The following is a 24,497-nucleotide window of genomic DNA, read 5'->3' as shown; positions in this document are numbered from 1 at the left end:
ACATTATGAAAATTAAAGCACTTTCTAAGCTAAAGCCTGAAGAAGGCATTTGGATGACCGAGGTTGAAAAACCTGAAATGGGTCATAATGATCTTCTTATTCGTATTAAGAAAACCGCAATTTGTGGTACTGACGTACATATCTACAACTGGGATGAGTGGTCACAAAACACAATCCCAGTACCTATGGTAGTAGGTCACGAATACGTGGGTGAAGTTGTTGGCATTGGCCAAGAAGTTCGTGGTTTTGAAATCGGCGACCGTGTATCTGGCGAAGGTCACATCACATGTGGTCACTGTCGTAACTGTCGTGGCGGCCGTACTCACCTTTGTCGTAACACAACAGGTGTTGGTGTTAACCGCACTGGTGCGTTCTCTGAGTTCCTTGTGATTCCTGCGTTCAACGCATTTAAGATCCCTGCAGAAATCTCTGACGATCTAGCTTCAATCTTTGACCCGTTTGGTAACGCAGTACACACAGCACTTTCTTTCGACCTAGTTGGCGAAGACGTGCTAATTACTGGTGCTGGCCCAATCGGTATCATGGCTGCAGCTGTTGCTAAGCACGTTGGTGCTCGTCACGTTGTAATCACTGATGTAAACGAGTACCGCCTAGATCTTGCTAAGAAAATGGGTGTGACTCGCGCAGTAAACGTGATGGAAGAGAAGCTTGAAGACGTAATGTCTGATCTTGGCATGACTGAAGGCTTCGATGTAGGCCTAGAAATGTCTGGTAACCCATCTGCGTTCAACAGCATGCTGACTAACATGAACCACGGCGGTAAGATCTCTCTACTAGGTATTCCACCATCAGACATGGCAGTAGACTGGAACCAAGTCATCTTTAAAGGCTTGGTTATCAAAGGTATCTACGGTCGTGAGATGTTCGAAACTTGGTACAAGATGGCTTCACTAATCCAATCAGGCCTAGATCTAACACCAATCATTACTCACCACTACAAAGTGGACGACTTCCAGAAAGGCTTCGACATGATGCGCTCTGGTATGTCAGGTAAAGTAATTCTTGATTGGGAATAAGCTTTAGCTGAGTAACAAGATATTAGAAAGGCGACAGTTTTTACTGTCGCCTTTTTTACATCTCGGAACTCAAGAAAATGGGCGATATGATCAAGGTTCAGTTGCCCATTTTTTACAGCAATGAGTTGTTAACCCAATGCAGCAGCCTGCATGATTAGGCCACAGATGTAAGCGCCGTATGTACCGAGTGCGTAACCAAGTACAGCCATTAGAATACCTACTGGAGCTAATGCTGGGTGGAACGCTGCCGCTACGATAGGAGCCGATGCAGCACCGCCGACGTTAGCTTGGCTACCTACTGCCATGAAGAACAGTGGTGCACGGATTAGCTTTGCCATCACAATCATGATAATCGCGTGGATGGTTAACCAAGTGATACCGATGAAGAAGTAGCCTGGGTTATCCAAGATAGCTGTGATATCCATCTGCATACCAATAGTGGCAACTAGGATGTAGATGAATGCAGAGCCCACTTTAGATGCGCCACTGTGCTCAAGGCTGCGTGTTGATTTGAAGCATGAAGCAATGAGTGCAAACGTAGTCACCATTACGATTAACCAGAAGAATCCAGAAGTCAGGCTGTATTGCGCCAGTTCAGGAGCATTAGTTGAGATCCATGGTGCGATAATGTCGCTAAAGAAGTGTGCTAAGCCCGTAAGGCCAAACGCAATCGCAGTGATCTTCATGAGATCGGTTGTGGTTGTTGGGCGAGCGTTCTCTTCTTGGTATTTAGAAACTGTCTCTTTTAGCTCTTCGATAGATGATGTGTCTGCTTTTAACCATGCATCAATCTTCTTCTGGCGACCAGCCATGATAAGTAACACTGCCATCCAAATGTTCGCACAGATAACATCAACCGTAATCATTGCAGAGAAGAGTTGGTCATCAACCTTGAACACTTCTTTCATTGCTGCTTGGTTCGCACCGCCGCCAATCCAAGAACCAGCCACAGTTGTAAGGCCACGCCATACATCGCCAGATACTAGGTCAGGGTTAACTTGGTCGATAATCAGAATTGCCAAAGGGCCACCAATGATGATGCCGACAGTACCGGTTAGGAACATGATGACGGCTTTTGAACCTAGTCCAAAGATCTTGCGCAGATCTGCAGAGATGATCAGTAGAACGAGTGCACTCGGAAGTAAGTAACGGCTTGCAACAAAGTACAGTTTAGAATTCGAAGCATCGATTATGCCGAAGCTGTTTAATAAAGAGGGAACAAAGTAACAAAGCAATAGACCCGGAACGAACGAGTAGAATTTTTTCAGTGCGCTATTTTGGCTACTTTCCGTGATAAAAACACCGCCAAGAATAACAGCTAACATGCCCATTATTACAGCATCATTAGTAATCATTATTATATCTCCTTTAAGGTGAGCGCAGAGGTCTCACTTTTTGAATTGCAGGACTATACCGATAACCGCTATTCGTTACAAATTGTAACAATAGACATGTTTTGAAATGTTTATGTTAATTTTAACGGGTTGAATTTGTGAATGTCGTGCGTTATTTATTTGATTGATGAATGAATCTGTTAGGGGTTTTGCGGCGTATTTCGATATATGCAATGTAATTCAAGCCTTAGAGAGTGGTCGCTAAGAATTGGGTGGGTGCTTGAATGGTAGGAATGAGTGCATATATAGCCATGTTTTTGGTGTGGTTTATGCGGGGTGGGAATGTTTCAATAATGTAAAAATCGAATCCACTTTTGCCATGTGGTCAGAAATTAAAAATTTTAGCTAGATCACACAAATCTTTCGGATTAAGAGTTTCAGCACCTGATACTTGTGCTCATTTGAGGTTTTGTCGGGGTTAAATGAAAGAAAAAGCGGCTCAAATAGCCGCTTTTGATGGTTGAATAGCATGGTTATCTAGAGCTGTAGTCTAGATTCTGCTTAAGACTCTTCTTCCTCAAAGCCATCTGCATAGCCTTTCGGTGGAGGTGTCCAACCACGTTCAGAACGAGAGTGTTTGTCTGAACGGTCTTTTTTCATATCTTCTTTCATTGCTTCTTCAAGGTGAATGAAGATTTGTCGGTAGTTGTTGTCGTAGCGTGGGTTCTCTTCCGCTTCAGACCAAGCTTGGTAAAGCTTTTCAGACTTACGGCTCTCAACGCGTTGATAAGTCGATTTTTGCTGCTCGACGAAGAATGGGTGATGACCCAAAGAACGCAAGGCTTCAGCGCCCATTTCAAGAGCAGAATGGTAGGTCTCTGATTCAACAAAGTCTGCCCCCGCTTCTCTTAGGCGATAACTATGACCTCGGTCGAATGCACGCGCTAAGACTTTCACTTTAGGGTAGGTGTGTTTAACGTATTTCACTAATTCAACGCTTGAGTCTTGGTTGTCGATTGCCACTACTAGCATCGCGGCTTCTTCGATACCCGCGGTATGCAACAAGTCGTGACGAGTAGCATCACCAAAGTAAGATTTAATATTGATGGAGCGTAATAAGTCCACTTGGTTTGCTTGATGATCCAATACTACGGTATTGACGTCATTTGATACCAACAAGCGGTTTACGATCTGACCAAATCGGCCGATGCCTGCAATGATAACGGTACCTTTCTCTTCTATTTTGTCTTCTTCTCGATCGTTCGATTTTTGCTCGTAACGGGGCAGAATGACTTTATCAAACAGAATGAACAGACCAGGAGTTAAGAACATAGAGAGGGCAACAACCAGTGATAGTGTTTGAACAATATCCGCAGGTAATACATGGTTCTGTGCTGAGAAGCTGAGTAGTACAAAACCAAATTCCCCCGCTTGAGCCAAGCTCAATGTAAATAGCCAGCGGTCGCTGTTTTTGATTCTGAAGATTAAAGCCAGTGTAAACAACACCAAGGCTTTCAGCGCCATCACGCCAAGAGTTAAGCCAATGATGAGTGCGAAATCGTTAAATAGAACGCCAAAGTTGATACCTGCGCCTACCGTGATAAAGAACAATCCAAGCAATAACCCTTTAAACGGGTCGATGTTAGATTCCAGTTCGTGCCTGAACTCACTGTTGGCAAGTACCACACCTGCTAAGAAAGTACCTAGGGCAGGCGACAAACCAACAAGGCTCATTAGCGCGGCAATACCAATCACCAACATCAGTGCAGTTGCAGTGAAGATCTCGCGTAAGCCAGAGCTCGCAACAAAACGAAACAGTGGCCGACTTAGATAATGTCCACCGACGACCACAATCGCAATTGAAGCCGTAATAACAAGTCCGTATGCCCAACTTGGCAAACCTGCAACTAAACTGAGTTCATCATGGTGTGCAGCGGTTTGGGCGGCACTTTCTGCCAAAGCAACCAATTCAGGAAGAGCCAACAAAGGGATGAACGCCAGCATTGGGATAACGGCAATATCTTGGAACAAAAGTACCGAGAAAGCGTTTTTACCGCCTTCCGTTTTAGACAGGCCTTTCTCATTGAACGTTTGTAGAACAATGGCTGTCGATGAAAGCGCAAAGATCAAACCGATAGTTAAAGCAATTGTCCAAGGTTGACCAAAGAACTGTGCAATTCCCATCACGATAGCGGTCGTACCACCAACTTGAAGGCCACCAAGCCCCATCAATCGGTTTCTCATCGCCCATAGCATCTTAGGTTCAAGTTCAAGCCCGACTAAGAACAGCATCATCACTACACCGAACTCGGCAAAGTGCTGGATGGTTGTTGTCTCTTCGCCAACCAATCCAATGATGGGACCAATCACAACGCCAGCGATTAAGTAGCCGAGAACTGATCCAAGTCCAAGTCTTTTGGCAATAGGGACCGCAATCACGGCTGCAATTAAATAGATAAATGCTTGTAGAAAGTATCCCGTCATTATTTAACCTCTGCTATCAATTCTTCCACAATATGGTTCAACTTTTCTGCCTTGTTGGCTCTTTTGATGTTGATATCACCTGCAACCAAGGCCTGTAAAAGCGTTCTGTAGCTATCGACATGTTGTTGAATACGGTTTTCTTCCAAAGCGGTACGCGAGCCAAATAACGCAAAGGGCGCGAGATAGTTCATCCCGCACAGAGAAGCGGTTTGTTCGATTGGGTGAAGCAGTTCTCGAATCGTGAAATGGTTGTAACCATCACTTTGGTAGGCATCTTTTTTACCTCCTGCAGTAATGCTACATAACAATTTCTTACCCTGTAGTTCATTGCCTTCGGCGCCGTAGGCAAAGCCGTATTCAAGAACAAGGTCTTGCCACTCTTTAAGAATTGCCGGTGTTGAGTACCAATACAAAGGGAACTGAAAAATGATGATGTCATGGTCTAATAGGCGTTTTTGCTCACGATCGATGCTGATCTTGAACGTTGGATATTCGGCATAGAGGTCGACGCACGTGACACCGTCAACGCGTTTTGCTTGCTCAAATAACGGTTTGTTTGCTTCAGAACGATGTTGAGAAGGGTGTGCGAATAGCACTAAAACTCGATTTTTCGACATATAGCCCTCTTTGTATATAAACGAATAATACCTATTGGGATTATAGATATACAATAATAGAAGAATGCTTGAAGAACAACGAATTAGCTAATAGTGATTGTTTTTTCATTATCTCATTTCGTATAGTTTACCTTGTTTTAAGGCACTGTATTGTTTATACAATTCAATACTTCGAAAGGATATGAGCTTGTAAAACTAAATATTCGTTAATAATAAAAGCTAATATTTTTACTTTATGTCACCTTAACGTTAGAACGAAACCATTCGACAACTTTTCATACAATGATAACGAATAAAGGAAAGAGTATGAGTACAGATCTGCGTCAACAATGTGATTTTTTGCTTTCTGGTCACTTAGAACCAACTCCGGCACAAACATTCGCTCAGATGGCTCACTGGTGTGAAACAAATAATGTTACTCACGATAGCTACGGTGATGGCGAGTTTATTGAGAGTTTTGAAAAGAAAGTGGCAGATCTGCTCGGTTATGAAGCGGCTGTGTTTGTTATTACGGGCACCATGAATCAACCGACTGCGCTAGAAATTGCGTGCCAAGAGAGAAGAAACCCAGTAGTGGCGATGCATGAATCGAGTCATATTATGCGCCATGAACGCCAAGGGTATCAGCTTCAAAATCGTTTTAGTGTTCTTCCTGTCGGTAACGTATTCCGCACTTGGAATGTCGATGACTTAAAGGCATGGCCTGATGAAATCGCAGCCGCATTATATGAACTGCCGATGCGAGAAATTGGTGGGCAGTTACCCGAATGGGAAGAGCTTGAGGCGATTAAACAGTACTGCAAAGAGCAATCGATTCACCTTCATATGGATGGTGCCCGCTTGTGGGAGTGTGGCGCGTATTACCAAAAGCCATACCGCGAGATTGCTAAGGGGTTCGATAGCGCCTATGTCTCGCTGTATAAAGGTCTCAATGGCCTTGGTGGTTCGCTACTGTTAGGCGATAAAGCTTTTGTAGCGAAGGCATCGGCGTGGATGAAGCGCCAAGGTGGTAACGTGTATCACCGAACGCCTTATGTGGTATCTGCTGCGATGCAGTTTGATGAGCGATTAGAACTGATGCCAGCTCTGTATGAACGCACCAAACAGGTTTATCAAATATTACAAGATTATCCTCAGTTCACTGTTAATCCGCAGCAACCGCAGGTCAACATGCTTCACCTCTATTTACCTGTGAGCTATGAAGACGGCATTATTGTGAGAGATAACATAGCGAAGAAACACAAGATTTGGATAGGAAACCCAGCGATCAGTGAGTTGCCAAACCAATGTAAGATTGAATGGTATGTAGGGGATAACCTACTAAATTTGCCTGATCATGAGCTGATAGACATTCTAGATTTTATTAGCGAAGAGCTGATTTGATTAACGAAGAGCTGGCTGAAGAAGAACTGATCTAATTGGAACTGAAATGGATACAGGAAAGGGTTCTTATATCCATTTATATAGCTAGGATGTCCGGCTCTGTTACATATACTGGTTGATGTACACATCAACTAAGAACATGAACACTGGAACAGTGCTGAGAAGTCCGAAGAAGACGATTGGCACCCAGTTTTTCATTTTCTTTTTAGGTTGCTCAGTGTTATTCATAAATTCGGCCTTAAATTCGTTGTTGAGTCTGTTTAGCTTTTTGGTACTAAAAATCTAAGTGTATGGTATCAAATAAATGGGTTTAGCCCTATGTAGATTTAGAGAACCGTGGTGTATATCAATCACATAAAATGTAAGTGATTCATAAACGGTTCATAAAGGTTCAACAATAATGAACCTATTACAACAATCATTGCCTTACTCGGCATATTAAATAAATAGCATTCAAAGATTTGGAGAATACAGAATGAAAACAATAGGAAACATCATTTGGTTTCTGTTCGGTGGCGTATTTATGGGACTAGCTTGGTGGTTCTTCGGACTGCTCGCATTCCTAACCATCGTTGGTATTCCATGGGGTAGAGCATGTTTTGTTATGGGTAACTTCTCATTCTTCCCATTTGGTCAGGAAGCGATTTCGCGTGATGAGCTAACCAATGAAATGGACATCGGCACGAGCCCGCTAGGTGTGATTGGTAACGTTATTTGGTTCTTATTTGCGGGGATCTGGCTTGCGATTGGTCACATCATGTCAGCTGTGGCGTGTTTCATTACCATCATTGGTATTCCGTTCGCGATTCAACACCTTAAATTAGCGGTTATCTCACTGGCGCCTATCGGTAAGACGGTTGTCGATAAACGTGAAGCAGAAGCGGCGCGAGTAAGAAATTACAAAGGTTAAGATTACACTTTTAGCCTGATTGAACTGAAAAGCACATCGTATGATGTGCTTTTTTTGTGCCTCTGTTCTTATCTCTCGACGCTCATATCCCAAACACTAACTAGGCGTTGTTGAGCTAGACATTATTGAACAGGACTTCAAGCCGCAGGGTGATGTTGGCTTCTTCGGTATGTTTCTCATGGGGTTCTCGTTCCCATTGATAACGAGGGATGAGTTCGTAGAACAGCCACTCTTTCCATACGTTTTGTCGGTAGGTAACCGAAACCTGAGCGTATTCGTAATGATTATGAGGCTCATCCGTTGCATTAATCGTGGCACTGTATTGAAGAGCTTGGTCTTGAGCAAGGTAGTGATACAAGGTTAATCCCGTACCATAATTCCAACCTTTAAGGTCGTCGTTATACCCCGCAAAGCTTGACCATCGAGCCAAGAAGTCATCACTCAAAGAAAGATCAAAGTCGATGTCAGTGATCTCACCAGTCTCCTGTTTTTCCTGATATACCCGCTGGGTAAGCCTGAATACCACATCGGTGGTCAGAGGGTAGGTAAAACGGTAGCGAGCTTCGATACGCGGTCGCAATGTTGCCTTAATATTGAAGCTACTGTAACCCTTGGCATAAGCGTCATAACGCAGGCCTAATGCACTTTCCAATTCATCGGAATCATTCGGAAAAAAATCCAAGAATTCTTCATCGCTGACAGACTCGTAGATCAATTTTAGGCGTTTACTGACAAAAGGAAGATGCAGACGCGCATTGAGCTTGGTTGAGTAGTCGAGCTCCCCACCTTCTGAATAAATAAAATCGTTATACCAACGTACAGATGTGCCAGCTCTGGCATCTTCAGTTATTCGGTCATCTACAAAGAAGCTATCGAACCAGAGTGCAGGTTGGCAAAATTTACTGTTCAGAAAATGGTAAGCCTTTTCGACAGGGACGTCTTCTAACGGCTGACTGTGGCACTCATTTTTTTCCTCTGCCTGAACGGTGTATGAAATGAGTGACGCCAATAATGAGGTGCTAGCTATCCTACGACTCAATGGAACCTGTTTGTTATTCTATATATCAATAGTTTGACTATAACCAAGCGATTGCAACAATGCGACTTTTTAGTGATGAGTGATGAGTGATGAGTGATGAGTGATGAGTGATTAGCGAGGAAGATAAAGGTTTGAAAGGGATTGGATAGATAAAAGAAAACGGACTCACAAGGTGAGTCCGTTTGTTTTAGCTATAAGAAGTGATTTGTATCTAGGTTACATTGCCGCTTCGAAGATCGCTGAGATCTCTTCGTGAGTTGCTTGTTTAGGGTTGGTGAAACCACAAGCATCTTTCAGTGCGTTGTCAGACAGCGTTGGGATGTCTTCTAGTTTCGCACCAAGTTGCGCGATACCTGTTGGGATGTTCACGTCGTTTGCAAGTTGAACAATCGCGTTGATCGCAGCTTCTGCGCCTTGTTCAGCTGTCATGCATTCAACATTCACACCCATTGCTTTTGCCACATCACGTAGACGCTCAGGACAAACTTGCGCGTTGTAGCGTTGAACGTGTGGTAGCAAGATAGCATTACACACACCGTGTGGAAGATCGTAGAAGCCGCCTAGCTGATGCGCCATCGCATGAACATAACCTAGTGACGCGTTGTTGAACGCCATACCCGCCATGAACTGTGCGTAAGCCATTTGTTCACGTGCTTCAATGTCTTCGCCGTGCGCTACTGCCGTTCTTAGGTGAGCTTGTACAAGTTCAATGGCTTTAATCGCTACAGCGTCTGTAATTGGTGTCGCTGCGATAGAAACGTAAGCTTCGATTGCGTGTGTTAGCGCATCCATACCTGTTGCAGCAGTCAGTGATGCAGGCTTAGCAAGCATTAGTTCAGGATCGTTTACTGAAATAAGCGGTGTTGTGTGCTTATCAACGATAGCCATCTTAATGTGGCGCTCTTCATCAGTGATGATGCAGAAACGTGTCATTTCTGAAGCGGTGCCCGCAGTCGTGTTGATAGCGATAAGAGGCATCATCGGTTTTTCAGATTGATCGACACCTTCGTAATCTGCAATCTTGCCGCCGTTAGAAGCAACCAAAGCGATACCTTTTGCGCAGTCGTGTGGAGAACCGCCACCTAGAGAAACAACAAAATCACAATCGTTGTCAGTCAGCAATTCTAGACCATCGTTCACGTTAGTGATGGTTGGGTTTGGTTGAGTGCCATCGAATACAACTGCGTCTACGCCTCGCTGGCTAAGAAGGTCTTGTACCTGCTTAACTACACCAATTTGATTCAAGATCTTATCAGTTACGATCAGACCTTTTTTAAAGCCTTGAGACTGAATACTATCAGCAGCATCCTTCAGACAGCCAGTACCCATGAAGTTGATTGTAGGGATGTAAAATGCAGTAGACATTGGAAAACTCCGTTAATTATGATTTTTAATTTCCTACATGTTGTCGGCATTCAAGTGGTCGACCATTGATCTGGAACAACTTTGAATTCGAACTACCACTTTGTGGCTAGTCGTTGTGATAGGGCTCATATAGCAATCGTTTTCATGGTTTTTGGCTGTGTTGATTGTCAGTAATAGATCGCGATAAATCGACTAAATTAGAGACAGTATGGAGCTCTATAACAATGAAAAATAAGGTTTTTCATTGAAAACTCTTCTAGTTAGGCTGGTATCGACGTTTTATCTGAGTCATCGCTGCATTCAATTTCAGGTTCTTGTGACTCTTCAGAATCAAGCGTGTCTTCTGACTCCTCGTCATAGTATTTGACAAGAAAAGGGGTAAGCATGACAGACGATGGTAAAAAGTGCTTCATAGTACCTCCCGGTACCTAAGTGTATTTATTGTATGGTATTGGTTTAATATGTGGCAAAATTTGCGATACATCATGACTTGTGGCTTGTTTTCTATAAATTATTAGAACTATATTCAGGCTCACAAAATTGGTAGTAGAATGAACATCTGGTCTTTGAGCCAATGAACAACTAAAGATAAACGCAGCTCAACAGCGTGATTAATAGGAAATAAAATGAAGTACGACTGGATATTCTTTGATGCAGATGAAACCTTGTTCCACTTTGATGCTTTTCAAGGAATGAAGCTGATGTTCTCCCGTTTTGGTGTGGACTTTAGTGAACAGGATTATTCGGTTTACCAAGAGGTTAATTTACCACTTTGGGTAGATTATCAAGATGGCCGCATTACGGCAGCTCAACTGAAGCACGCGCGTTTTGAAAGCTGGGCAACAAAGTTAGAGACAACAACAGCAGAACTAAACAGTGCATTTTTGACCGCAATGGCGGATATCTGTTCTCTGCTCCCAGGTGCAAAAGAGTTGATGGAGTCTTTAAAAGGCAAAGTGAACATGGGTATCATCACGAATGGGTTTACCGAGCTGCAATCTATACGTTTAGAACGCACAGGCATGACAGATTACTTTGACCATGTGATCATCTCTGAAGAAGTCGGTGTCGCGAAACCAGACGCTGAAATCTTTGAATATGCGCATAAGCTGGTTGGATTGCCATCGAAGCAAAGAATATTGATGGTCGGGGATAACCCACATTCCGATATTCTAGGTGGACTCGATTTTGGCATCGAAACGTGTTGGTTAAACAGTCAAGAAAAGGCAACGCCAGCGGGAATTAACCCTCATTATCAGGTTAAGTCTCTGGCTGACCTGCAAGCTCTTTTACTAGCATAATTGCTAATTGCTAATTGCTAATTGCTTTTAGATTTTTGAGTGAATGATTGATAGCCGAGTACAGTTATGTGCTCGGCTACTTATTTTTACTTACTGCAACTTATCGATAGTGGCGTTTAAGCCTACCTTTGCTTTAAGCTCGCTTTGATTACCCCATTACAATAAAAATAAGGAAGAGGCGTGCTGAAATCTCATCGCCATAGCTGCTACGGCATTGCTGCCATTTTACTTTGGAGCTGCTTAATCGCGCTGTCTCGTAGCGTATCAGAACAACTGGGCCCAATTGGTGGCGCCGCCAGTCTTTATACAGTGAGCTCACTGTTGTTGGTCTGTGTTATGGGGCTACCTAAGTTTTCACGCTTTTCTAAGTCTTACTTGCTGATTGGCGGCGCCTTGTTCGTTTGTTATGAGATCTTCTTGGCTTTGGCGTTGGGAATGGCGAACAGCCGACATCAAGCGATAGAGATGGCGGTAATCAACTATCTATGGCCGGCACTGACGGTGTTATTTGCGGTGCTGCTGAGCGACAAGAAGATTAACTGGCTGGTTTATCCAAGTATCTTCTTGGCATTCTTTGGTGTGGCTTGGAGCATCAGCGGTGACCAAGGTCTCTCTGTCGACCAAATTGCTGCCAACATTGCGACCAACCCTAAAACCTATTCTATGGCGTTTTTCGGCGCGATTATTTGGGCGGTCTACTGTAATTACACTCAGAAAGTGGCGAAAGGACAGAATGCGATCGTGCTGTTCTTTATCGCGACTGCAATCACCTTGTGGATCAAATACGCATTGAGTAACGAAACCGGCATGGTGATGACAAACAGTGCTGCAATTGACTTAGTGTTAGCCGGTGTGTGTATGGGCGCAGGTTACGCGCTTTGGAATACAGCGATACTTGGCGGCAATATGGTCTTCTTGGCGACCATGTCGTATTTCACGCCTATTTTTGCGACCTTACTGTCTTCTATTATTTTGGGTTTGTCATTGAGCATGACGTTTTGGCAGGGCGTTTGTATGGTAACGATTGGCTCTTTAGCTTGCTGGTGGGTAACCAGAGACAAAAAGCCGACGGTTACGGCGTCGGCTTCTAAAAAGGTTCAATCAGAGTCTTAGTCAGCGAGAGGTTGATTGGTTAGCTCTTGGTTCTTAACTCTCGACTCTTAACTCGCGATATTGAGATTCAATTGAAGCTCATAAGGCATCTTCGATAAGCGTCGCTTAAGTTGGCGGCGCGTACGTTCAATATCATCGACCGCAATCGCTTGTTGGTCGTTGGTATGAATATCAACATTGATTCGTAATTCTGGACCAACCTTAGTCACACCCATCAGCTCCAAATCTTGCTCCGCTTCTTTGTCTACCGCGACGACGTTCTTATCTACCGCATCACAAATATCTTTGTTTGCCGACATCATAAGCAGTTCGCGCATCGCCTCACGTAACATGTCGAAAGGCACTTTGATGAAGTAGAAAGACATTAGCAACATCATCATTGGGTCGGCATACACTGCGTATTCTGCAAGCGGAGAAAAAGTAATTAACCAAGCCGCTACGAAACCCGCGGTTACCGCTACACTCAGTAGCGTATCCATTTGCCACTGTTTAGACTCAGCCTGAATCAGACCTGAAGAAATACGTTTACTCTTATTCGCGATGTACCACCAAGCGTAACCACAACCCAGTACGTTGAAAATACCAAACAGAGTTGCGATAGAAGCATCAACTTCACGGCCACCCGTCATTAGGGCACCAATCGCAGAGTAAAGTGAATAACCAACCACAAGAAGAATCACAACGGCTTTAATCGCAATCACAATCGGCTCGATGATAGCTCGACCAAACGGGAACTCAGTGTCCGAAGGGCGATTGATGTATTTCGAGGCAGCTAGTGACAATAAAGTTAACAGTAAGCTGATAAGAGAATAGACACCGTCAAATACTATGACCAGAGAGCCAACGAGAAGACCCAACACCAATCCGCCAATTGCGAAGCCTGATGCTAAAAGGGCTGAGAACAATAGTACTCGATTTTCGTTTTGGCTTTTCCTGTCACACATAATATTTTCCAGATGTTTTTGATAACTTCATTGTTCTAATAATGAGCTAACTTTACAAACTTTATCTGATGATGTTTATATGTCTTATTTAATTCGAACATATAAATCAATAAAATTCAGTGACTTAAGGTCAGGGTGTAGTGTCAATAAAGTTGACGTTGAGTGTTTTTTGGTGATGGTGTGCAACTGAAATAGGATCGTTTATGATTAATAAAACACATTAGTCGCTAAGGTCTTATTGGTCTTCTAGATTTGACTGCGACTGCGACTGCGACTGCGACTGCGATGGACAAGGAGTGAATCAATATGAAGTTTGACGATATCAGTGATAATGAGTTGTGGGCGATTGCTAACCCGATCATGGATAATCTGATGGATGGTTCAACTAAGGTTGATCATGAACAGCACTGTCGAGATTTTACTCAAAGGATGAAAGACATTGTTACGCCAGAATATTTAGAAAAGGTGTGTCACCATTATCAGCACAGTAATGGCTTTTTTGCTGAGCGTGAGCAAGTTGCTTTATTTAGACGTTCAGACTCCATCGCCTTTGTGTGGAAACAAGCTTACACCATCGCCAAAGGTGAGTTTGTCGCTGAAATGGTATTGGTTGAAGAAGACGGACGCTATTTAGTGGATCACGTGATGGTTTTCTAGAGCAAGACTTAAGTATGGAGTAAAAGTCGTCCGTCTAGAAATCAAACAAATAATCACTAAGCTGGTCGGCCAACCAATTCATTCCTGGGTGCTCTGCCATGCCAGCCGCGGTAAACATACAGTAGTCTTCTTGTGTTAAACCGTAGGTGTGTTTGATCACGGCAAGCTCTTGTTCACGCAGTAAATGGCGAATCAATGGCTCAGGCATTACGCCCCATGCTTCTTCACGTAGAATCGTATCCAACATAAAGTCGAAGCTAGAGAAGCCAATGTAACGACGCGAGAAGGGCTCAAGCTCAGGATTATCCTTTTCATTAAGATAAACCATGGTTGCTTGCATCGAATTTCTCAGTACTTCATCAGACACTCGTCGCATCGCACTCAAATCATGTCCTTTCTTACATACAGACATCATTCGAATCTTACCAAGCGGGTTGTAGATAATTCTTGGGTCATCGACGCGTTCGTAATCGACACCAAATGCGAAGTCGACTTGCTGAGTTTTAACTAGGTTAGCTAAGTCACCGCTCGATGCGAGAACGAAGTTGAATGAGGTAGAAGGGTACTTGTTATTTAAGGCGTGAGATAAGTCCTGCCACATTTCATCGGGTAGGGAGTCATCTCGTGCTATCCAAATTTCTGCGTTGAATTCGCCCGAAACATGCAAGCAGGTTTGTTTAATACGCGCGGCTGTCACCAACATGCCTTCGCAATCTTTGTAAATCGCTTTACCCGCTTCTGAAAGCTCAACGTGGTTTCCGCTGCGGACGAACAGCTCGACATCTAACTCTTTTTCCAAGGCTTTAATCGACATGCTGAGTTTGGTTCGGTTGCATTCTAACTGGCGTGCAGCTTCAGAAACTGATCCTAAATCAGCAACGGAACAAAAGGCTTGGACTTGAGAAAGGTTCATTTCATTTCCATATTGAGCGGGGGTTGGTGCATATTATCTGAATATTGTGCTGACTATCTTAGAAATAGTCCATCTTTGCATGATAACTCTATGACGAATTGACTAATTTGGTTTACTCTGGGGAAGTTCCGAACCTACAAGAAGTAAAGATGGAGGCCATGATGGCGAAACAATGGGACGAATACGCCGTTGATTGGGATAAAGATCCCGCAACTGCAGTATTCGCACAATCCGTATTTGACCAGTTAACACAGCTCGTTGATTTAAACGGAACCCGTGTCCTTGATTTTGGTTGTGGTACAGGACTACTCAGCCAGAAAATATCTCCTTTAGCAAAAGAGATCATCGCACTTGATATCTCTGAAGGGATGATTGAAGAGTTAGATAAGAAAGAGTTACCTAACGTTGAACCGGTAGTTGATATTTTATCGCGCGGACTTGCAGCGCAGCATCCAGCATTCAGAAACCAGTTTGACCTAGTGGTAGCCTCTTCGGTGTGTGGTTTTATCCCGAACCTACAAGACACAGTCAGTCTGATTTACACGCTGCTTGAAAACGACGGTACGTTTGTACACTGGGATTGGTACTTGGAAAGCGACAGTGAAGACTACGGTGTAAGCCAACAGCGCTCAGAAAATGTATTGAGTGCAGCGGGCTTTGCAGTAGTTGAAGTCTCTACACCGTTCTCGATTGACACTCCACAAGGAGAGTTAAAGGTATTAATGGGTGTTGGACGTAAACAAGCGCTTCCAGATCTGTAATCGTGTGTATGCCTTGAGCTAGCATTCAGAATGCTCATTTAAACTACTAAACCCACATTAACGACTCTAACGTCAGTTATGTGGGTTTTCTCTTTTTGGCGCTATCGTTTTAAACAGAACGAATTAGCGCTTTCTCATTTCTTCACTACTAACTCTGGTTTCTCTATTTCTCTATGTCTCTATGTCTCTATTTCTCTGTTTCTCATCTCGCTCATAGAAAACTCAACACCGCTAATTTACAAATTATTTATTTCCATTTTGGAAATGTAGTCTTGCATACATTTCATTAGTGGAAATATAACGGTGAGATATAAAATAAGCCCATAACAACACTAAGGGTTTAATCATGAGCCACCAATCTGCGTCATCTACTTCTTCACCACTTTCAGAGCAACAACAACGCTTTAGCAATATCATTTCAGATGCCAACCTGTCACCAAAACAGAAGTCGAGCTATCTTGCCTTAGAAGCTGAAGCCAGCCTGCCGTATATGCCGGTAAGCAAAGAAGTAGAGCAAGCCTTACAACAAGGTGTGCTGTGTGACATGTTTGAAGGGCACGCCCCATTTAAGCCGCGCTATGTACTTCCAGATTATTCTAAATACTTACATCAAGGCTCAGAGTATTTAGAGCTTAGCGCGGCAACCAACTTCGATGAAGCATTGAACATGCTTACCATCCTTTACCACCATGTTCCGTCTGTCACTTCAATTCCGGTTTACCTAGGTCAGTTGGATGATGTGTTGATGCCTTTCGTGGGCGACTTAACAGAAGAGCAGGTATACCAAAAGATTAAGCTGTTCTGGATCATGTTGGATCGCACACTGCCAGACGCCTTTATGCATGTGAATATCGGCCCGACAGACAACATTATCTGCCGTACGATTTTACGTGTAGACGCTGAATTGAAGCAGATCGCGCCAAACTTAACCTTTATGTACGACCCAGCCTTGACACCTGATGATCTACTTCGTCATGCGGCGAGCAACATCTGTGAATGCAGTAAACCACATATTGCAAACTATCCAGCGCATGCCGAGGCTTACGGCGATAAGCGTTTTGGTATTGTGAGCTGCTACAACTCTCTGCCGTTAGCGGGTGGTTCAAACACCTTGGTGCGTATGAACCTTAAGCAAGTGGCGTTGAAGTCTGAGGACAGTGCTGATTTCTTACAACAAGTATTGCCGAACTACAGTGGCATCATGGTTGAGTTGATGAACGCTCGAAGCCGCTTCTTGCATGAAGAGTCTAACTTCTTCGAAGGCTTCTTAACCAAAGAAGGTTTGATCGAAGAGGATCGCTTTGCGCCAATGTTTGGTATTTACGGCATGGCGGAAGCAGTCAACATCTTGTTGGAGAAAGAAGGTCAAGCAGGGCGTTATGGTCACGATGAACTGGCGAATCAGCTTGGTCATCGTATCTCTGAAAAGCTGGCTGAGATCGTTGAACGCTCTGAAGTGAAATATGGATTAGAAGGTAAAGCTCTGCTGCATGCTCAAGGCGGTATTAGCTTAGATGAAGATGTGACGCCGGGTGTCCGTATTCCTTATGGTACCGAACCGGATCCTGTCTCTTACGTTCGTGCAACCGCGGGTCACCATAAGTTCTACACCTCGGGCATCAGTGACATTCAGACCATCGACGAAACAGTGAAATCTAACCCTGAAGCGATGTTTAACCTGTGTAAAGGCGCGATTCAAGCGGGTTACCGAGAGTTCACGGCTAACGTTGCATCAAATGATTTGGTTCGTGTCACGGGTTACATGATTAAGCTATCTGACATTGCCAAATATGACGAGCAAGGCTCACGCACCAATACCACCTTTTTAGGTGCCGAAGCTGCGAAGAACACGGGCATATTAGAGCGTAAACCACGCGTGGCGAGTTTAGAGATGTCGCCGACATACGAATAGCTTTAACGTGCGTGCGTTATGTGTATGGTGCGTTTCGAATACGAACAATGTGAATTATGAAAATTTCTGATCTAACAACTCAAATGGCTAGGGTTAAAAATAATAAGGCAGAAAAACAAGCGAAGGTCAGCCGTGTGCTGACCTTTTCTTGTGTTGATGGCCCGGGAAACCGCTTGGTGCTGTTTCTTCAGGGCTGCAATTTTGATTGTATTACTTGCCACAACCCCCACACAATCAATCACTGTAACCATTGTGGTGACTGCATTAGCGGCTGTCCAAGCCGTGCTTTAAGCATGGTTGATGGCAAAGTGAAGTGGGACCCAGCAGCTTGCACCAACTGCGATAAGTGCATTGATATCTGCGACCATAAGTCGAGCCCGAAAATTACCACAATGACGGTCTCAGAGGTTCTGGAGCTTGTCAGGCATAATCAGTTTTTCTTGAGTGGCATTACCGTTTCTGGCGGTGAAGCGACCATGCAGTTGCCGTTTATCATAGAGCTATTTCAAGCGATTAAAAGCGATCCGCAATTGGCACACTTAACGTGTTTTATTGACAGTAACGGCTCGTTGCCTCAACAAGGGTGGGAGCGAGTATTACCTTACCTTGATGGCGCGATGATTGACCTAAAATCATGGCAATCTGAAACACACCAATGGCTAGTAGGTAGAGGAAACCATCGAGTATTTGAAACCATTAACTACTTAGCAGATAAAGGAAAACTGCACGAAGTTAGGTTGCTACATATCCCAAATAAAAGCGATCTTGAGGACGAAATTGAACAAGTGGGGCGTTACTTGAAGACTCTACCAAGTGATATTCGAATTCGGCTGAATGCGTTTCAGCATCATGGTGTCATTGGCGACGCGTTAGATTGGCCGAAATGCACCGAACAGCAGATGCAGAGCTTTCACGATAAGCTCTACACCATAGTTCAAAGACCGATGCAAACTCCTGCGGTTTATACCTAGTCTTTAGATTTCTTAGGCGGTCAATCAGGCTTCTAAGAACGTTAACTTTCTAAAGATATCAAGTCTCTAAAAATATTAAGCTTCTAAAAACAGGTCACACAACCATTTGATCGCTTGATCATTCATGTTGGGTTTATTCCACACCAAGCTGTACGCCACCTTACCGTAATCAAAAGGCAAGGGCTTGCTCACTAAGCCCTGAGCTTGTTTAGCATGCTCAGCCCACTGTTTAGAGCAAGTGAACAGGAAAGGTGTGTGGTGACACAACACAGCCGCAGCGCCGAAGTCCGCGACCGATATTGCCATCTCTCTTGGTTGGTGGCATTGAACCAAGTTTTGTTCAAAGTAAGGCTGAGACAGTTCGTTATCTAAAATCCCAATGTGCTTGTAATCTAAGTAGCCTTCTACCGTCAGTTCTTGCTGAGCGAGAGGGTGGTGTGCGCCCATCAAACAAACCATTTCATCTGGAAGAATTGTTTCCCAAACCAGCTCTTTGTTATCGGTCGGCGGCTGAGATATATCATGAGGCAACAAGATCAAATTGACCTTGCCACTGAGTAAAGCATCGAAGCCGAGCTGTTGTTTCGAATAGATGTTGAGCTTCGCGCTTGGCGCGAGCTCAGTGGTAATTTTACTGATCTTTGAGGCAAATACTTCGAAAGTACTTTCACGCATCGAAAGTGAAAAACTGCCTTGGTACTCTTGAGGGGTAAAACTCTTTTGATGAAGCAGTCCATTCATGCTTGAAAGAATTGCGTGAACAGTGGGCGCTATCTTCAGAGCAAAGGGAGTCGGGATAAGCTTGGTACCATCTCGATAGAAAAGCTCATCATTCAGGATGTCACGCAACTGAGACAGGGTTTTGCTTACACTCGAAGGGCTGACACAGAGTTGCTCTGAGGTCTGAGTGACGCTGTGGGTGTTCAGCATAATATGAAGCGCAGTGAGGTGCTTAAGGCTCACCCTAGATAAGTGTAAGTAATCCATTTATGACTCACGCATTCAGATTGGCTTGTGATTTTGCATGAACGACAAAATCGAACAAGCCAAATTGGATAAAGGTTATTTACGAGCTAGCTTATGGTGCGCTCGTGAAAAGTGGCCTGCGCAAAATGCGCCCACAATCGATAGTTCACCCGCTAAACACAGTGCAGCACAAACTTCAGCTAGGGCTTGTGATTTACCGTTACCATGCAGCCCAAGTAAATCTAAACAGGCTTTTTGACTTGGCAAGCCAGTACCACCGCCGACAGTCCCCACCATTAGGTTAGGCAGTGTCACGCTAGCGTATAAACCGCCTTCTTTGTTGAGTTCCATACGCGTCATACCAATCGCTGACTCGGCGACACAGGCCGCGTCTTGGCCACAAGCGATGTAAAGTGCCGCCAGTGCATTCGCATAATGGGCGTTGATACCGATAGTGCCGCTCAAAGCGCCACCGACTGTGGTCATTTGGCCAAACTGGACCATCTTCTCTGGTGTCGTGTGTAGGTACTTCGCGACAAGCTCTGCAGGGATATTAACCTCAGCAGTTACCTTTTTGCCACGAACGCTGCGCAAGGTTTGGGTATTGGCTTTCTTATCGCCTGACAAGTTGCCATCAAGGAAAGCATGGTCAGGCTTAACTGGCGTATTTTCGATGATGTACTCAAACACGGCATTGGTTGCGATGGTCACCATATTCTGACCAGAAGCGTCTCCGGTTAGAAATTCGAACACCAAGTAAACATGGTTACCTTCGATGTTGATATTAATGTCGGTCAGCTTGCCGTGTGATGTTGTTGATTCTGCCAAGATCTTGAACTGGTCATACTGAGTCACAGCCCAAGCCACAAACTGTCCGGCTTCAACTAATCCTTGAAATGCAAAGCCAGGAGTACGTGTTACGCCTTCATTGAGCAACATCGCACTTGCGCCACCACAAGCCGTAATCAGCTTAGAACCACGGTTATAAGACGCGACAAGCGCAGCTTCTGTGGTCGCGAGTGGTACGAGGTAATCGCCCGTAGCAAATAGGCCATTGACTCTTAAAGGGCCAGATATTCCCACAGGGACTTTAACGGTGCCAATAAAGTGCTCAATGTTTTTCTCATAAGCTTGGAACTGACTTTGTGTATGAGGGTCGAGCAGTTCTTGCTGTGAATCTGCATTATCGAGCGCTGTCCAGCGACGTGTGAGATTCTTTTCTGTCAGGTAGGGGCTAGGTGTCAGCTTATTTACTGGCTTTTCAAAATGAGGCTGAAGCTTTTTTTCTAATTCGTCTGCGGAGATGTCGCCTCCTAAAATAGAAACATAGTCACGGCGATGCAGATTTAGTTTTGGCATAAATAGTATGAAGTAAAGTTTGTGCAGCAAATTGGTTTGCGCTGATTCTACCGAGTAATAAACCAGAAACAAGCGCCTGATATAATGAGTTACAGTTTGTGTGGTTGTTGAAGCAAAAAGCAGCGAAGTTTCGCGAAATATAGGCTGTATTTGAGCGAAATTTAGATATGAATGTCGAGAAGGCTACCGATGGCTTCGTTTTGACGATCAACCACACTTGCACCAACGCGGTTATAACTTGCGCTTTGTGTCAGTTTAATCAAGGAATCGGTTGAAGATGAAGCAGGTTCAGGTTCTTTGTCTTTAAAGGAAATGGCTTGTTCAGGCTCTATTTGATTAAAGCTGAGATCGCTAGCTTCGAAAGTGTCGTCGGATTCTAGAGCGTGTTTGGAGGCTTGGTTGAGCTCGATTGCGGCTTCTTCAGCCATGTTGGTGGATTGCTGAATAATGGCGTAACCAGATTGAATACCAGATATCGACATATCAGAACCTTTTATTGACGTATGGAATGAGTCTAGGCGGACGATATTTTGAGCGCAATGATGAACAGATGAAATTTACGGTAAAAATGTGAACTTAAGCTAAAATAGTGATGTCTGTCTATTAACTGAACAGGTCATTTAGCGCGTTTAACTCTTCATCAGTAAGCAAAGAAGGCTTCTCTGTTTCGAGGTTGCCGTCGATCTCACCCTGAAGTGCTTTTAATTGTTGTGGGCTAAGAAGCTGTATTTGCTGCTTAAATGCTTCAAATTGCTGTGTATTCATAGTGTGACCTTTGTTCAAATTCATATGCTCTTTAGAGCATAGCCTACTGATTCAGGAAATCAAACAAGATTAAGTGAATTTTAAATGATGTTTGAAGTTTCTTGAAACTAAGACAACTATAAATTCCTGTGGTCGTTTTTTGTCCGAGAAATGTTAGGAAAAGTTAAGGCTTGGTCAATCAAAGTCAGAAAATTCCTACAATGTAAAAACGCCTTCAACCCTTGTGGCACAAGGGTAGGTAAGTAATTTTTCTACCCAATTAGGGGTATGGGTAAAGCAATGTATAAATATTTGTGATGATCAAAAGATAAGCAATTGGCGTTATCTTTTTGTTTTTACGGTATTTTGTTTGTTGCTCAAGAAGCTTCTGTTTCAAACGACTTGTCGATCTTAACCTTAACTGCAAACTTGGTCGCTAAGGTATGCAGTTCTGGAAGCATGCGATAGATCAAATGGAGCTGTTGTAGAACCATTTTGACAGAATTCTCATCTTCTTCTCGCCATTCACTCAAACGTTTATCCAGCTCCGGGTCATAAGCGTTTTTCACTTCACAATGCTCTTTATGAGAATAGAGCTGATCATTTAGAGCGTCGAGATGCTGGTGGATTACTCTGTGCGCATCTAGCACCAGTTTGTGTGTCGCTTCATCATCAATACGCGTTCTGTGAGCACCCAGAGCCGAGATATAGCTAAGCAGAGCATGATTGAGTGTTAAGAATCGGAAGCTCTCATCTTCAGAGGTACGGTACTTACCCGGTTCAACCAACATGCTACTGATGGCGGCAGTCAGGTTTGCGTCATTATTATGAGCGCTACGACGAGCGATACGATAGTTTAGGCTATCTTTCTTACCGACACGGTATTGGCCGATGATCTGAGCGAGATAGTTCTTGTTGGAATCGAGCGCATCCGCCATCACTTTGTGCAGTCGCTTCGATTGCCAATCAGGCAACACATAAATGACAGCAAGCACGGCGAGAGCACAACCAATAAAGGTATCCGCTAACCTTGGCAATACTACCGCGTAGCCTTCACCTAATTGGTTAAAGCAGAAGAGCACAAGCAGTGTGATAAAGCCGGTCGCAAACCCGTAGTTATTGATTCGAAACGCAAAGAACATCACGCCACTGATCACAATGAACACTAATTGGCTCTCTTGCGACGGGAAGAAAGTCAGTAACGGTACTCCGATCAATAAGCCTGCGACCGTGCCAATGACACGCGCTGTCAGTTTTTGACGGGTTGCACTGTAGTTTGGCTGACACACAAACAGTGTCGTCAGTAGAATCCAATAACCTCGTTCGATATCAAAACCCTGGATAATCCCGTAGCCCAGCGTCAAAGTGATCGCCATGCGAATCGCGTGGCGGAATAGCATAGAATCGGTGTGCAAGTTAGCTTTGATCTTGTGCCACATTGCCGTCAAAGTATGAGGGTTGGTATCGTCCAATACACCTTCTTCAATCTTCTCTGCATCTGGGTTGCTGATATTCGAGAGCTGTTTTTCAACGGTTGCTAGGTTATTGAATAAGTAATCCAACTGGTTCAGCAGTGATTTCCATTTAGGATTATTCTGTTGGTGCAGATGATTGAGCGAAGACATCAGCTCATCGAGTGCCAATACAGACTTGTCACCATGCTGGTATTCAGCGCCAACTTTCAACGAGCTCGCCACTTCTTTACACGCAGTGGCCTGCGCTTCCAGTAGATACTTAAATCTAAACAACACGTCAGAGCGCTCAAAGTGTTTTGCTAGCTCTTGATAGCGATAGTGGCTAGAGCTGACGCGTTCATGAATATCTTGTGCGATGAAGTAGGTGTTAAGAAATCGGTCACTAGGACCGTCAATGTGTCCGCGCTTAGAGCGATTAAGCAGCGTCGCTTTACACATGTTGAGTGCGTTAACGGTACTCGCGTTGAGTTTGGCTTCAATGATTCGGTGTGGCTGGGGAATCAAGTCAGAAACGGGGTAGAAGAGTTCCGCTTTTGAATCGATGTAGTTACCGATTTGATCGAATACCGTGGCTAAGTTTTGCTGCACGGGTTGCATTGGCCACACTATCTGCCAAATCATCGACATGAAGTAGTACCAAGCGGCGCCAGTTAACAGTAGAAGCGGTTGAAACCAAAGGTTGGTGCTCTCGTGTGCACCAAGCATGGTATAGATGGCAACCAAGAGAGAACCAAACGCGATACTCGCGTATTTAGGGCCAATTGCCCCGAGAATGATAAAAGAGAAGGTTGAAACGAAAAGCCCGATCGCGAACAGCCAAGGCGTATCGAAGAGAAGCTCAATAGAGAAAGCCGCAACGGCGAAACAGATAAAGGTCAGCGTGAGTGCTTTCAAGCGCCCGGTAAAGCTGTCATCACTTTCCGCAAGAGCCGCAGCAATAACGCCTAAGATCAAAGGCGTGATCAGTGTGTTTTGTCCATAATACCAAGCAGGCACCACCACGCCGAGCAGAGTGATGAGAATTAATACGCTGTAATTTATGGTTTTATTCGCCCAATAGAGGCGTAATTTGGCTGAAAAGTCCACAGTCGCTCACTTGACACACTAAAAACCATAATCCTAACAGAAATCAAGCACAAGAATTTGATACTTATCCATAATTGCCCGTAGGTGGTCATGAAAGCGTCGATAAGATATGAGATATTATTAATT

The 24,497-nt window shown here is 44.1% G+C and carries 23 protein-coding genes; 9 read left to right on the top strand and 14 right to left on the bottom strand.

Going from position 1 to position 24,497, the window contains the following annotated elements; genetic code table 11:
* Positions 1–5: 5 nt before the first annotated feature.
* Positions 6–1,037 carry an L-threonine 3-dehydrogenase gene (gene tdh / locus F0229_RS10570; protein WP_017059546.1) on the top strand — a complete coding sequence of 344 codons (1,032 nt, stop codon included), beginning with the start codon at positions 6–8 and terminating at the stop codon, positions 1,035–1,037.
* Positions 1,038–1,165: 128 nt separating this feature from the next.
* On the opposite strand, the gene F0229_RS10565 is transcribed toward tdh, so the two are convergent.
* The 3 genes from F0229_RS10565 to F0229_RS10555 form a co-directional block, all read right to left on the bottom strand.
* Positions 1,166–2,392 carry a DUF819 domain-containing protein gene (locus F0229_RS10565; protein ID WP_171732791.1) on the bottom strand — a complete coding sequence of 409 codons (1,227 nt, stop codon included), beginning with the start codon at positions 2,390–2,392 and terminating at the stop codon, positions 1,166–1,168.
* Positions 2,393–2,932: 540 nt separating this feature from the next.
* Positions 2,933–4,855, bottom strand: coding sequence for a monovalent cation:proton antiporter-2 (CPA2) family protein (locus F0229_RS10560; protein ID WP_017067137.1), 1,923 nt, complete (start codon positions 4,853–4,855; stop codon positions 2,933–2,935).
* On the bottom strand, positions 4,855–5,472 hold the full coding sequence (locus tag F0229_RS10555; protein WP_171732790.1) for an NAD(P)H-dependent oxidoreductase: 618 nt from the start codon (positions 5,470–5,472) through the stop codon (positions 4,855–4,857). Before F0229_RS10555 ends, F0229_RS10560 begins: the two co-directional genes overlap by 1 nt.
* Positions 5,473–5,778: 306 nt before the next feature.
* Here F0229_RS10555 and F0229_RS10550 point away from each other — a divergent pair, with 306 nt between their 5' ends.
* Positions 5,779–6,855 carry a low specificity L-threonine aldolase gene (locus F0229_RS10550; protein WP_171732789.1) on the top strand — a complete coding sequence of 359 codons (1,077 nt, stop codon included), beginning with the start codon at positions 5,779–5,781 and terminating at the stop codon, positions 6,853–6,855.
* A gap of 102 nt (positions 6,856–6,957) precedes the next feature.
* Here the strand turns inward: F0229_RS10550 and F0229_RS21980 are convergent, their stop codons facing one another.
* Positions 6,958–7,083 (bottom strand): hypothetical protein, encoded by a 126-nt coding sequence (locus tag F0229_RS21980; RefSeq protein WP_017060906.1) that lies wholly within the window; start codon positions 7,081–7,083, stop codon positions 6,958–6,960.
* Between the two features lie 247 nt (positions 7,084–7,330).
* Between F0229_RS21980 and F0229_RS10545 the strand changes: the two genes are divergently transcribed.
* Positions 7,331–7,765, top strand: coding sequence for a YccF domain-containing protein (locus F0229_RS10545; RefSeq protein WP_004730224.1), 435 nt, complete (start codon positions 7,331–7,333; stop codon positions 7,763–7,765).
* Positions 7,766–7,880: 115 nt separating this feature from the next.
* Here F0229_RS10545 and F0229_RS10540 read toward each other — a convergent pair whose 3' ends face one another.
* The 3 genes from F0229_RS10540 to F0229_RS10530 form a co-directional block, all read right to left on the bottom strand.
* Positions 7,881–8,804, bottom strand: a complete 924-nt coding sequence (locus F0229_RS10540) for a hypothetical protein (protein WP_171732788.1) — start codon at positions 8,802–8,804, stop codon at positions 7,881–7,883.
* 216 nt (positions 8,805–9,020) lie between these two features.
* Positions 9,021–10,169, bottom strand: coding sequence for an L-threonine dehydrogenase (yiaY, locus tag F0229_RS10535; RefSeq protein ID WP_171732787.1), 1,149 nt, complete (start codon positions 10,167–10,169; stop codon positions 9,021–9,023).
* Between the two features lie 260 nt (positions 10,170–10,429).
* Entirely contained in the window at positions 10,430–10,582 is a 153-nt protein-coding gene (locus tag F0229_RS10530; RefSeq protein WP_171732786.1) for a hypothetical protein, read from the bottom strand.
* Positions 10,583–10,795: 213 nt separating this feature from the next.
* On the opposite strand from F0229_RS10530, the gene yjjG reads away from it, so the two are divergent.
* On the top strand, positions 10,796–11,470 hold the full coding sequence (yjjG, locus tag F0229_RS10525) for a pyrimidine 5'-nucleotidase (protein ID WP_171732785.1): 675 nt from the start codon (positions 10,796–10,798) through the stop codon (positions 11,468–11,470).
* Positions 11,471–11,650: 180 nt separating this feature from the next.
* Positions 11,651–12,583: an aromatic amino acid DMT transporter YddG gene (yddG, locus tag F0229_RS10520; RefSeq protein WP_171732784.1), complete on the top strand. Its 933-nt coding sequence runs from the start codon at positions 11,651–11,653 to the stop codon at positions 12,581–12,583.
* Positions 12,584–12,630: 47 nt separating this feature from the next.
* Here the strand turns inward: yddG and F0229_RS10515 are convergent, their stop codons facing one another.
* Entirely contained in the window at positions 12,631–13,527 is an 897-nt protein-coding gene (locus tag F0229_RS10515) for a cation diffusion facilitator family transporter (protein ID WP_017064786.1), read from the bottom strand.
* Between the two features lie 306 nt (positions 13,528–13,833).
* On the opposite strand from F0229_RS10515, the gene F0229_RS10510 reads away from it, so the two are divergent.
* On the top strand, positions 13,834–14,184 hold the full coding sequence (locus F0229_RS10510; protein ID WP_017060899.1) for a hypothetical protein: 351 nt from the start codon (positions 13,834–13,836) through the stop codon (positions 14,182–14,184).
* 34 nt (positions 14,185–14,218) lie between these two features.
* On the opposite strand, the gene F0229_RS10505 is transcribed toward F0229_RS10510, so the two are convergent.
* On the bottom strand, positions 14,219–15,097 hold the full coding sequence (locus F0229_RS10505) for a LysR family transcriptional regulator (RefSeq protein WP_171732783.1): 879 nt from the start codon (positions 15,095–15,097) through the stop codon (positions 14,219–14,221).
* Between the two features lie 161 nt (positions 15,098–15,258).
* Here F0229_RS10505 and F0229_RS10500 point away from each other — a divergent pair, with 161 nt between their 5' ends.
* The 3 genes from F0229_RS10500 (at position 15,259) to F0229_RS10490 (ending at position 18,741) form a co-directional block, all read left to right on the top strand.
* Positions 15,259–15,858, top strand: coding sequence for a class I SAM-dependent methyltransferase (locus F0229_RS10500; RefSeq protein ID WP_017064785.1), 600 nt, complete (start codon positions 15,259–15,261; stop codon positions 15,856–15,858).
* A 346-nt stretch (positions 15,859–16,204) separates the two neighbouring features.
* Complete coding sequence (locus tag F0229_RS10495) at positions 16,205–17,770, top strand: YjjI family glycine radical enzyme (protein WP_171732782.1); 1,566 nt, start codon at positions 16,205–16,207, stop codon at positions 17,768–17,770.
* 56 nt (positions 17,771–17,826) lie between these two features.
* On the top strand, positions 17,827–18,741 hold the full coding sequence (locus F0229_RS10490) for a YjjW family glycine radical enzyme activase (protein WP_171732781.1): 915 nt from the start codon (positions 17,827–17,829) through the stop codon (positions 18,739–18,741).
* 75 nt (positions 18,742–18,816) lie between these two features.
* Here F0229_RS10490 and F0229_RS10485 read toward each other — a convergent pair whose 3' ends face one another.
* From F0229_RS10485 to yccS, 5 genes are all read right to left on the bottom strand, one after another.
* Positions 18,817–19,728 (bottom strand): LysR family transcriptional regulator, encoded by a 912-nt coding sequence (locus F0229_RS10485; protein ID WP_065584590.1) that lies wholly within the window; start codon positions 19,726–19,728, stop codon positions 18,817–18,819.
* A 75-nt stretch (positions 19,729–19,803) separates the two neighbouring features.
* Positions 19,804–21,066 (bottom strand): hydroxymethylglutaryl-CoA reductase, encoded by a 1,263-nt coding sequence (locus F0229_RS10480; RefSeq protein WP_029235254.1) that lies wholly within the window; start codon positions 21,064–21,066, stop codon positions 19,804–19,806.
* A 161-nt stretch (positions 21,067–21,227) separates the two neighbouring features.
* A complete protein-coding gene (locus F0229_RS10475) occupies positions 21,228–21,548 on the bottom strand; it encodes a hypothetical protein (RefSeq protein ID WP_017060893.1) in 321 nt (106 codons plus the stop codon).
* Between the two features lie 121 nt (positions 21,549–21,669).
* Entirely contained in the window at positions 21,670–21,855 is a 186-nt protein-coding gene (locus tag F0229_RS10470) for a hypothetical protein (RefSeq protein WP_017064780.1), read from the bottom strand.
* Positions 21,856–22,187: 332 nt separating this feature from the next.
* Positions 22,188–24,371 (bottom strand): YccS family putative transporter, encoded by a 2,184-nt coding sequence (gene yccS, locus F0229_RS10465; protein WP_017060891.1) that lies wholly within the window; start codon positions 24,369–24,371, stop codon positions 22,188–22,190.
* Between the last annotated feature and the right edge of the window lie 126 nt (positions 24,372–24,497).

Source organism: Vibrio sp. AIC-3 (assembly GCF_013114515.1).
GTDB lineage: Bacteria > Pseudomonadota > Gammaproteobacteria > Enterobacterales > Vibrionaceae > Vibrio > Vibrio crassostreae_C.
This window is presented reverse-complemented; position numbering and strand designations above follow the sequence as displayed.

Excerpts from the sequence above, each read along its gene's own strand:
- tdh (WP_017059546.1), top strand. The coding sequence starts at position 6 with ATGAAAATTAAAGCACTTTCTAAGCTAAAGCCTGAAGAAGGCATTTGG.
- F0229_RS10565 (WP_171732791.1), bottom strand. The coding sequence starts at position 2,392 with ATGATTACTAATGATGCTGTAATAATGGGCATGTTAGCTGTTATTCTT.
- F0229_RS10560 (WP_017067137.1), bottom strand. The coding sequence starts at position 4,855 with ATGACGGGATACTTTCTACAAGCATTTATCTATTTAATTGCAGCCGTG.
- F0229_RS10555 (WP_171732790.1), bottom strand. The coding sequence starts at position 5,472 with ATGTCGAAAAATCGAGTTTTAGTGCTATTCGCACACCCTTCTCAACAT.
- F0229_RS10550 (WP_171732789.1), top strand. The coding sequence starts at position 5,779 with ATGAGTACAGATCTGCGTCAACAATGTGATTTTTTGCTTTCTGGTCAC.
- F0229_RS21980 (WP_017060906.1), bottom strand. The coding sequence starts at position 7,083 with ATGAATAACACTGAGCAACCTAAAAAGAAAATGAAAAACTGGGTGCCA.
- F0229_RS10545 (WP_004730224.1), top strand. The coding sequence starts at position 7,331 with ATGAAAACAATAGGAAACATCATTTGGTTTCTGTTCGGTGGCGTATTT.
- yiaY (WP_171732787.1), bottom strand. The coding sequence starts at position 10,169 with ATGTCTACTGCATTTTACATCCCTACAATCAACTTCATGGGTACTGGC.
- F0229_RS10530 (WP_171732786.1), bottom strand. The coding sequence starts at position 10,582 with ATGAAGCACTTTTTACCATCGTCTGTCATGCTTACCCCTTTTCTTGTC.
- yjjG (WP_171732785.1), top strand. The coding sequence starts at position 10,796 with ATGAAGTACGACTGGATATTCTTTGATGCAGATGAAACCTTGTTCCAC.
- F0229_RS10515 (WP_017064786.1), bottom strand. The coding sequence starts at position 13,527 with ATGTGTGACAGGAAAAGCCAAAACGAAAATCGAGTACTATTGTTCTCA.
- F0229_RS10510 (WP_017060899.1), top strand. The coding sequence starts at position 13,834 with ATGAAGTTTGACGATATCAGTGATAATGAGTTGTGGGCGATTGCTAAC.
- F0229_RS10505 (WP_171732783.1), bottom strand. The coding sequence starts at position 15,097 with ATGAACCTTTCTCAAGTCCAAGCCTTTTGTTCCGTTGCTGATTTAGGA.
- F0229_RS10500 (WP_017064785.1), top strand. The coding sequence starts at position 15,259 with ATGGCGAAACAATGGGACGAATACGCCGTTGATTGGGATAAAGATCCC.
- F0229_RS10495 (WP_171732782.1), top strand. The coding sequence starts at position 16,205 with ATGAGCCACCAATCTGCGTCATCTACTTCTTCACCACTTTCAGAGCAA.
- F0229_RS10490 (WP_171732781.1), top strand. The coding sequence starts at position 17,827 with ATGAAAATTTCTGATCTAACAACTCAAATGGCTAGGGTTAAAAATAAT.
- F0229_RS10485 (WP_065584590.1), bottom strand. The coding sequence starts at position 19,728 with ATGGATTACTTACACTTATCTAGGGTGAGCCTTAAGCACCTCACTGCG.
- F0229_RS10480 (WP_029235254.1), bottom strand. The coding sequence starts at position 21,066 with ATGCCAAAACTAAATCTGCATCGCCGTGACTATGTTTCTATTTTAGGA.
- F0229_RS10475 (WP_017060893.1), bottom strand. The coding sequence starts at position 21,548 with ATGTCGATATCTGGTATTCAATCTGGTTACGCCATTATTCAGCAATCC.
- F0229_RS10470 (WP_017064780.1), bottom strand. The coding sequence starts at position 21,855 with ATGAATTTGAACAAAGGTCACACTATGAATACACAGCAATTTGAAGCA.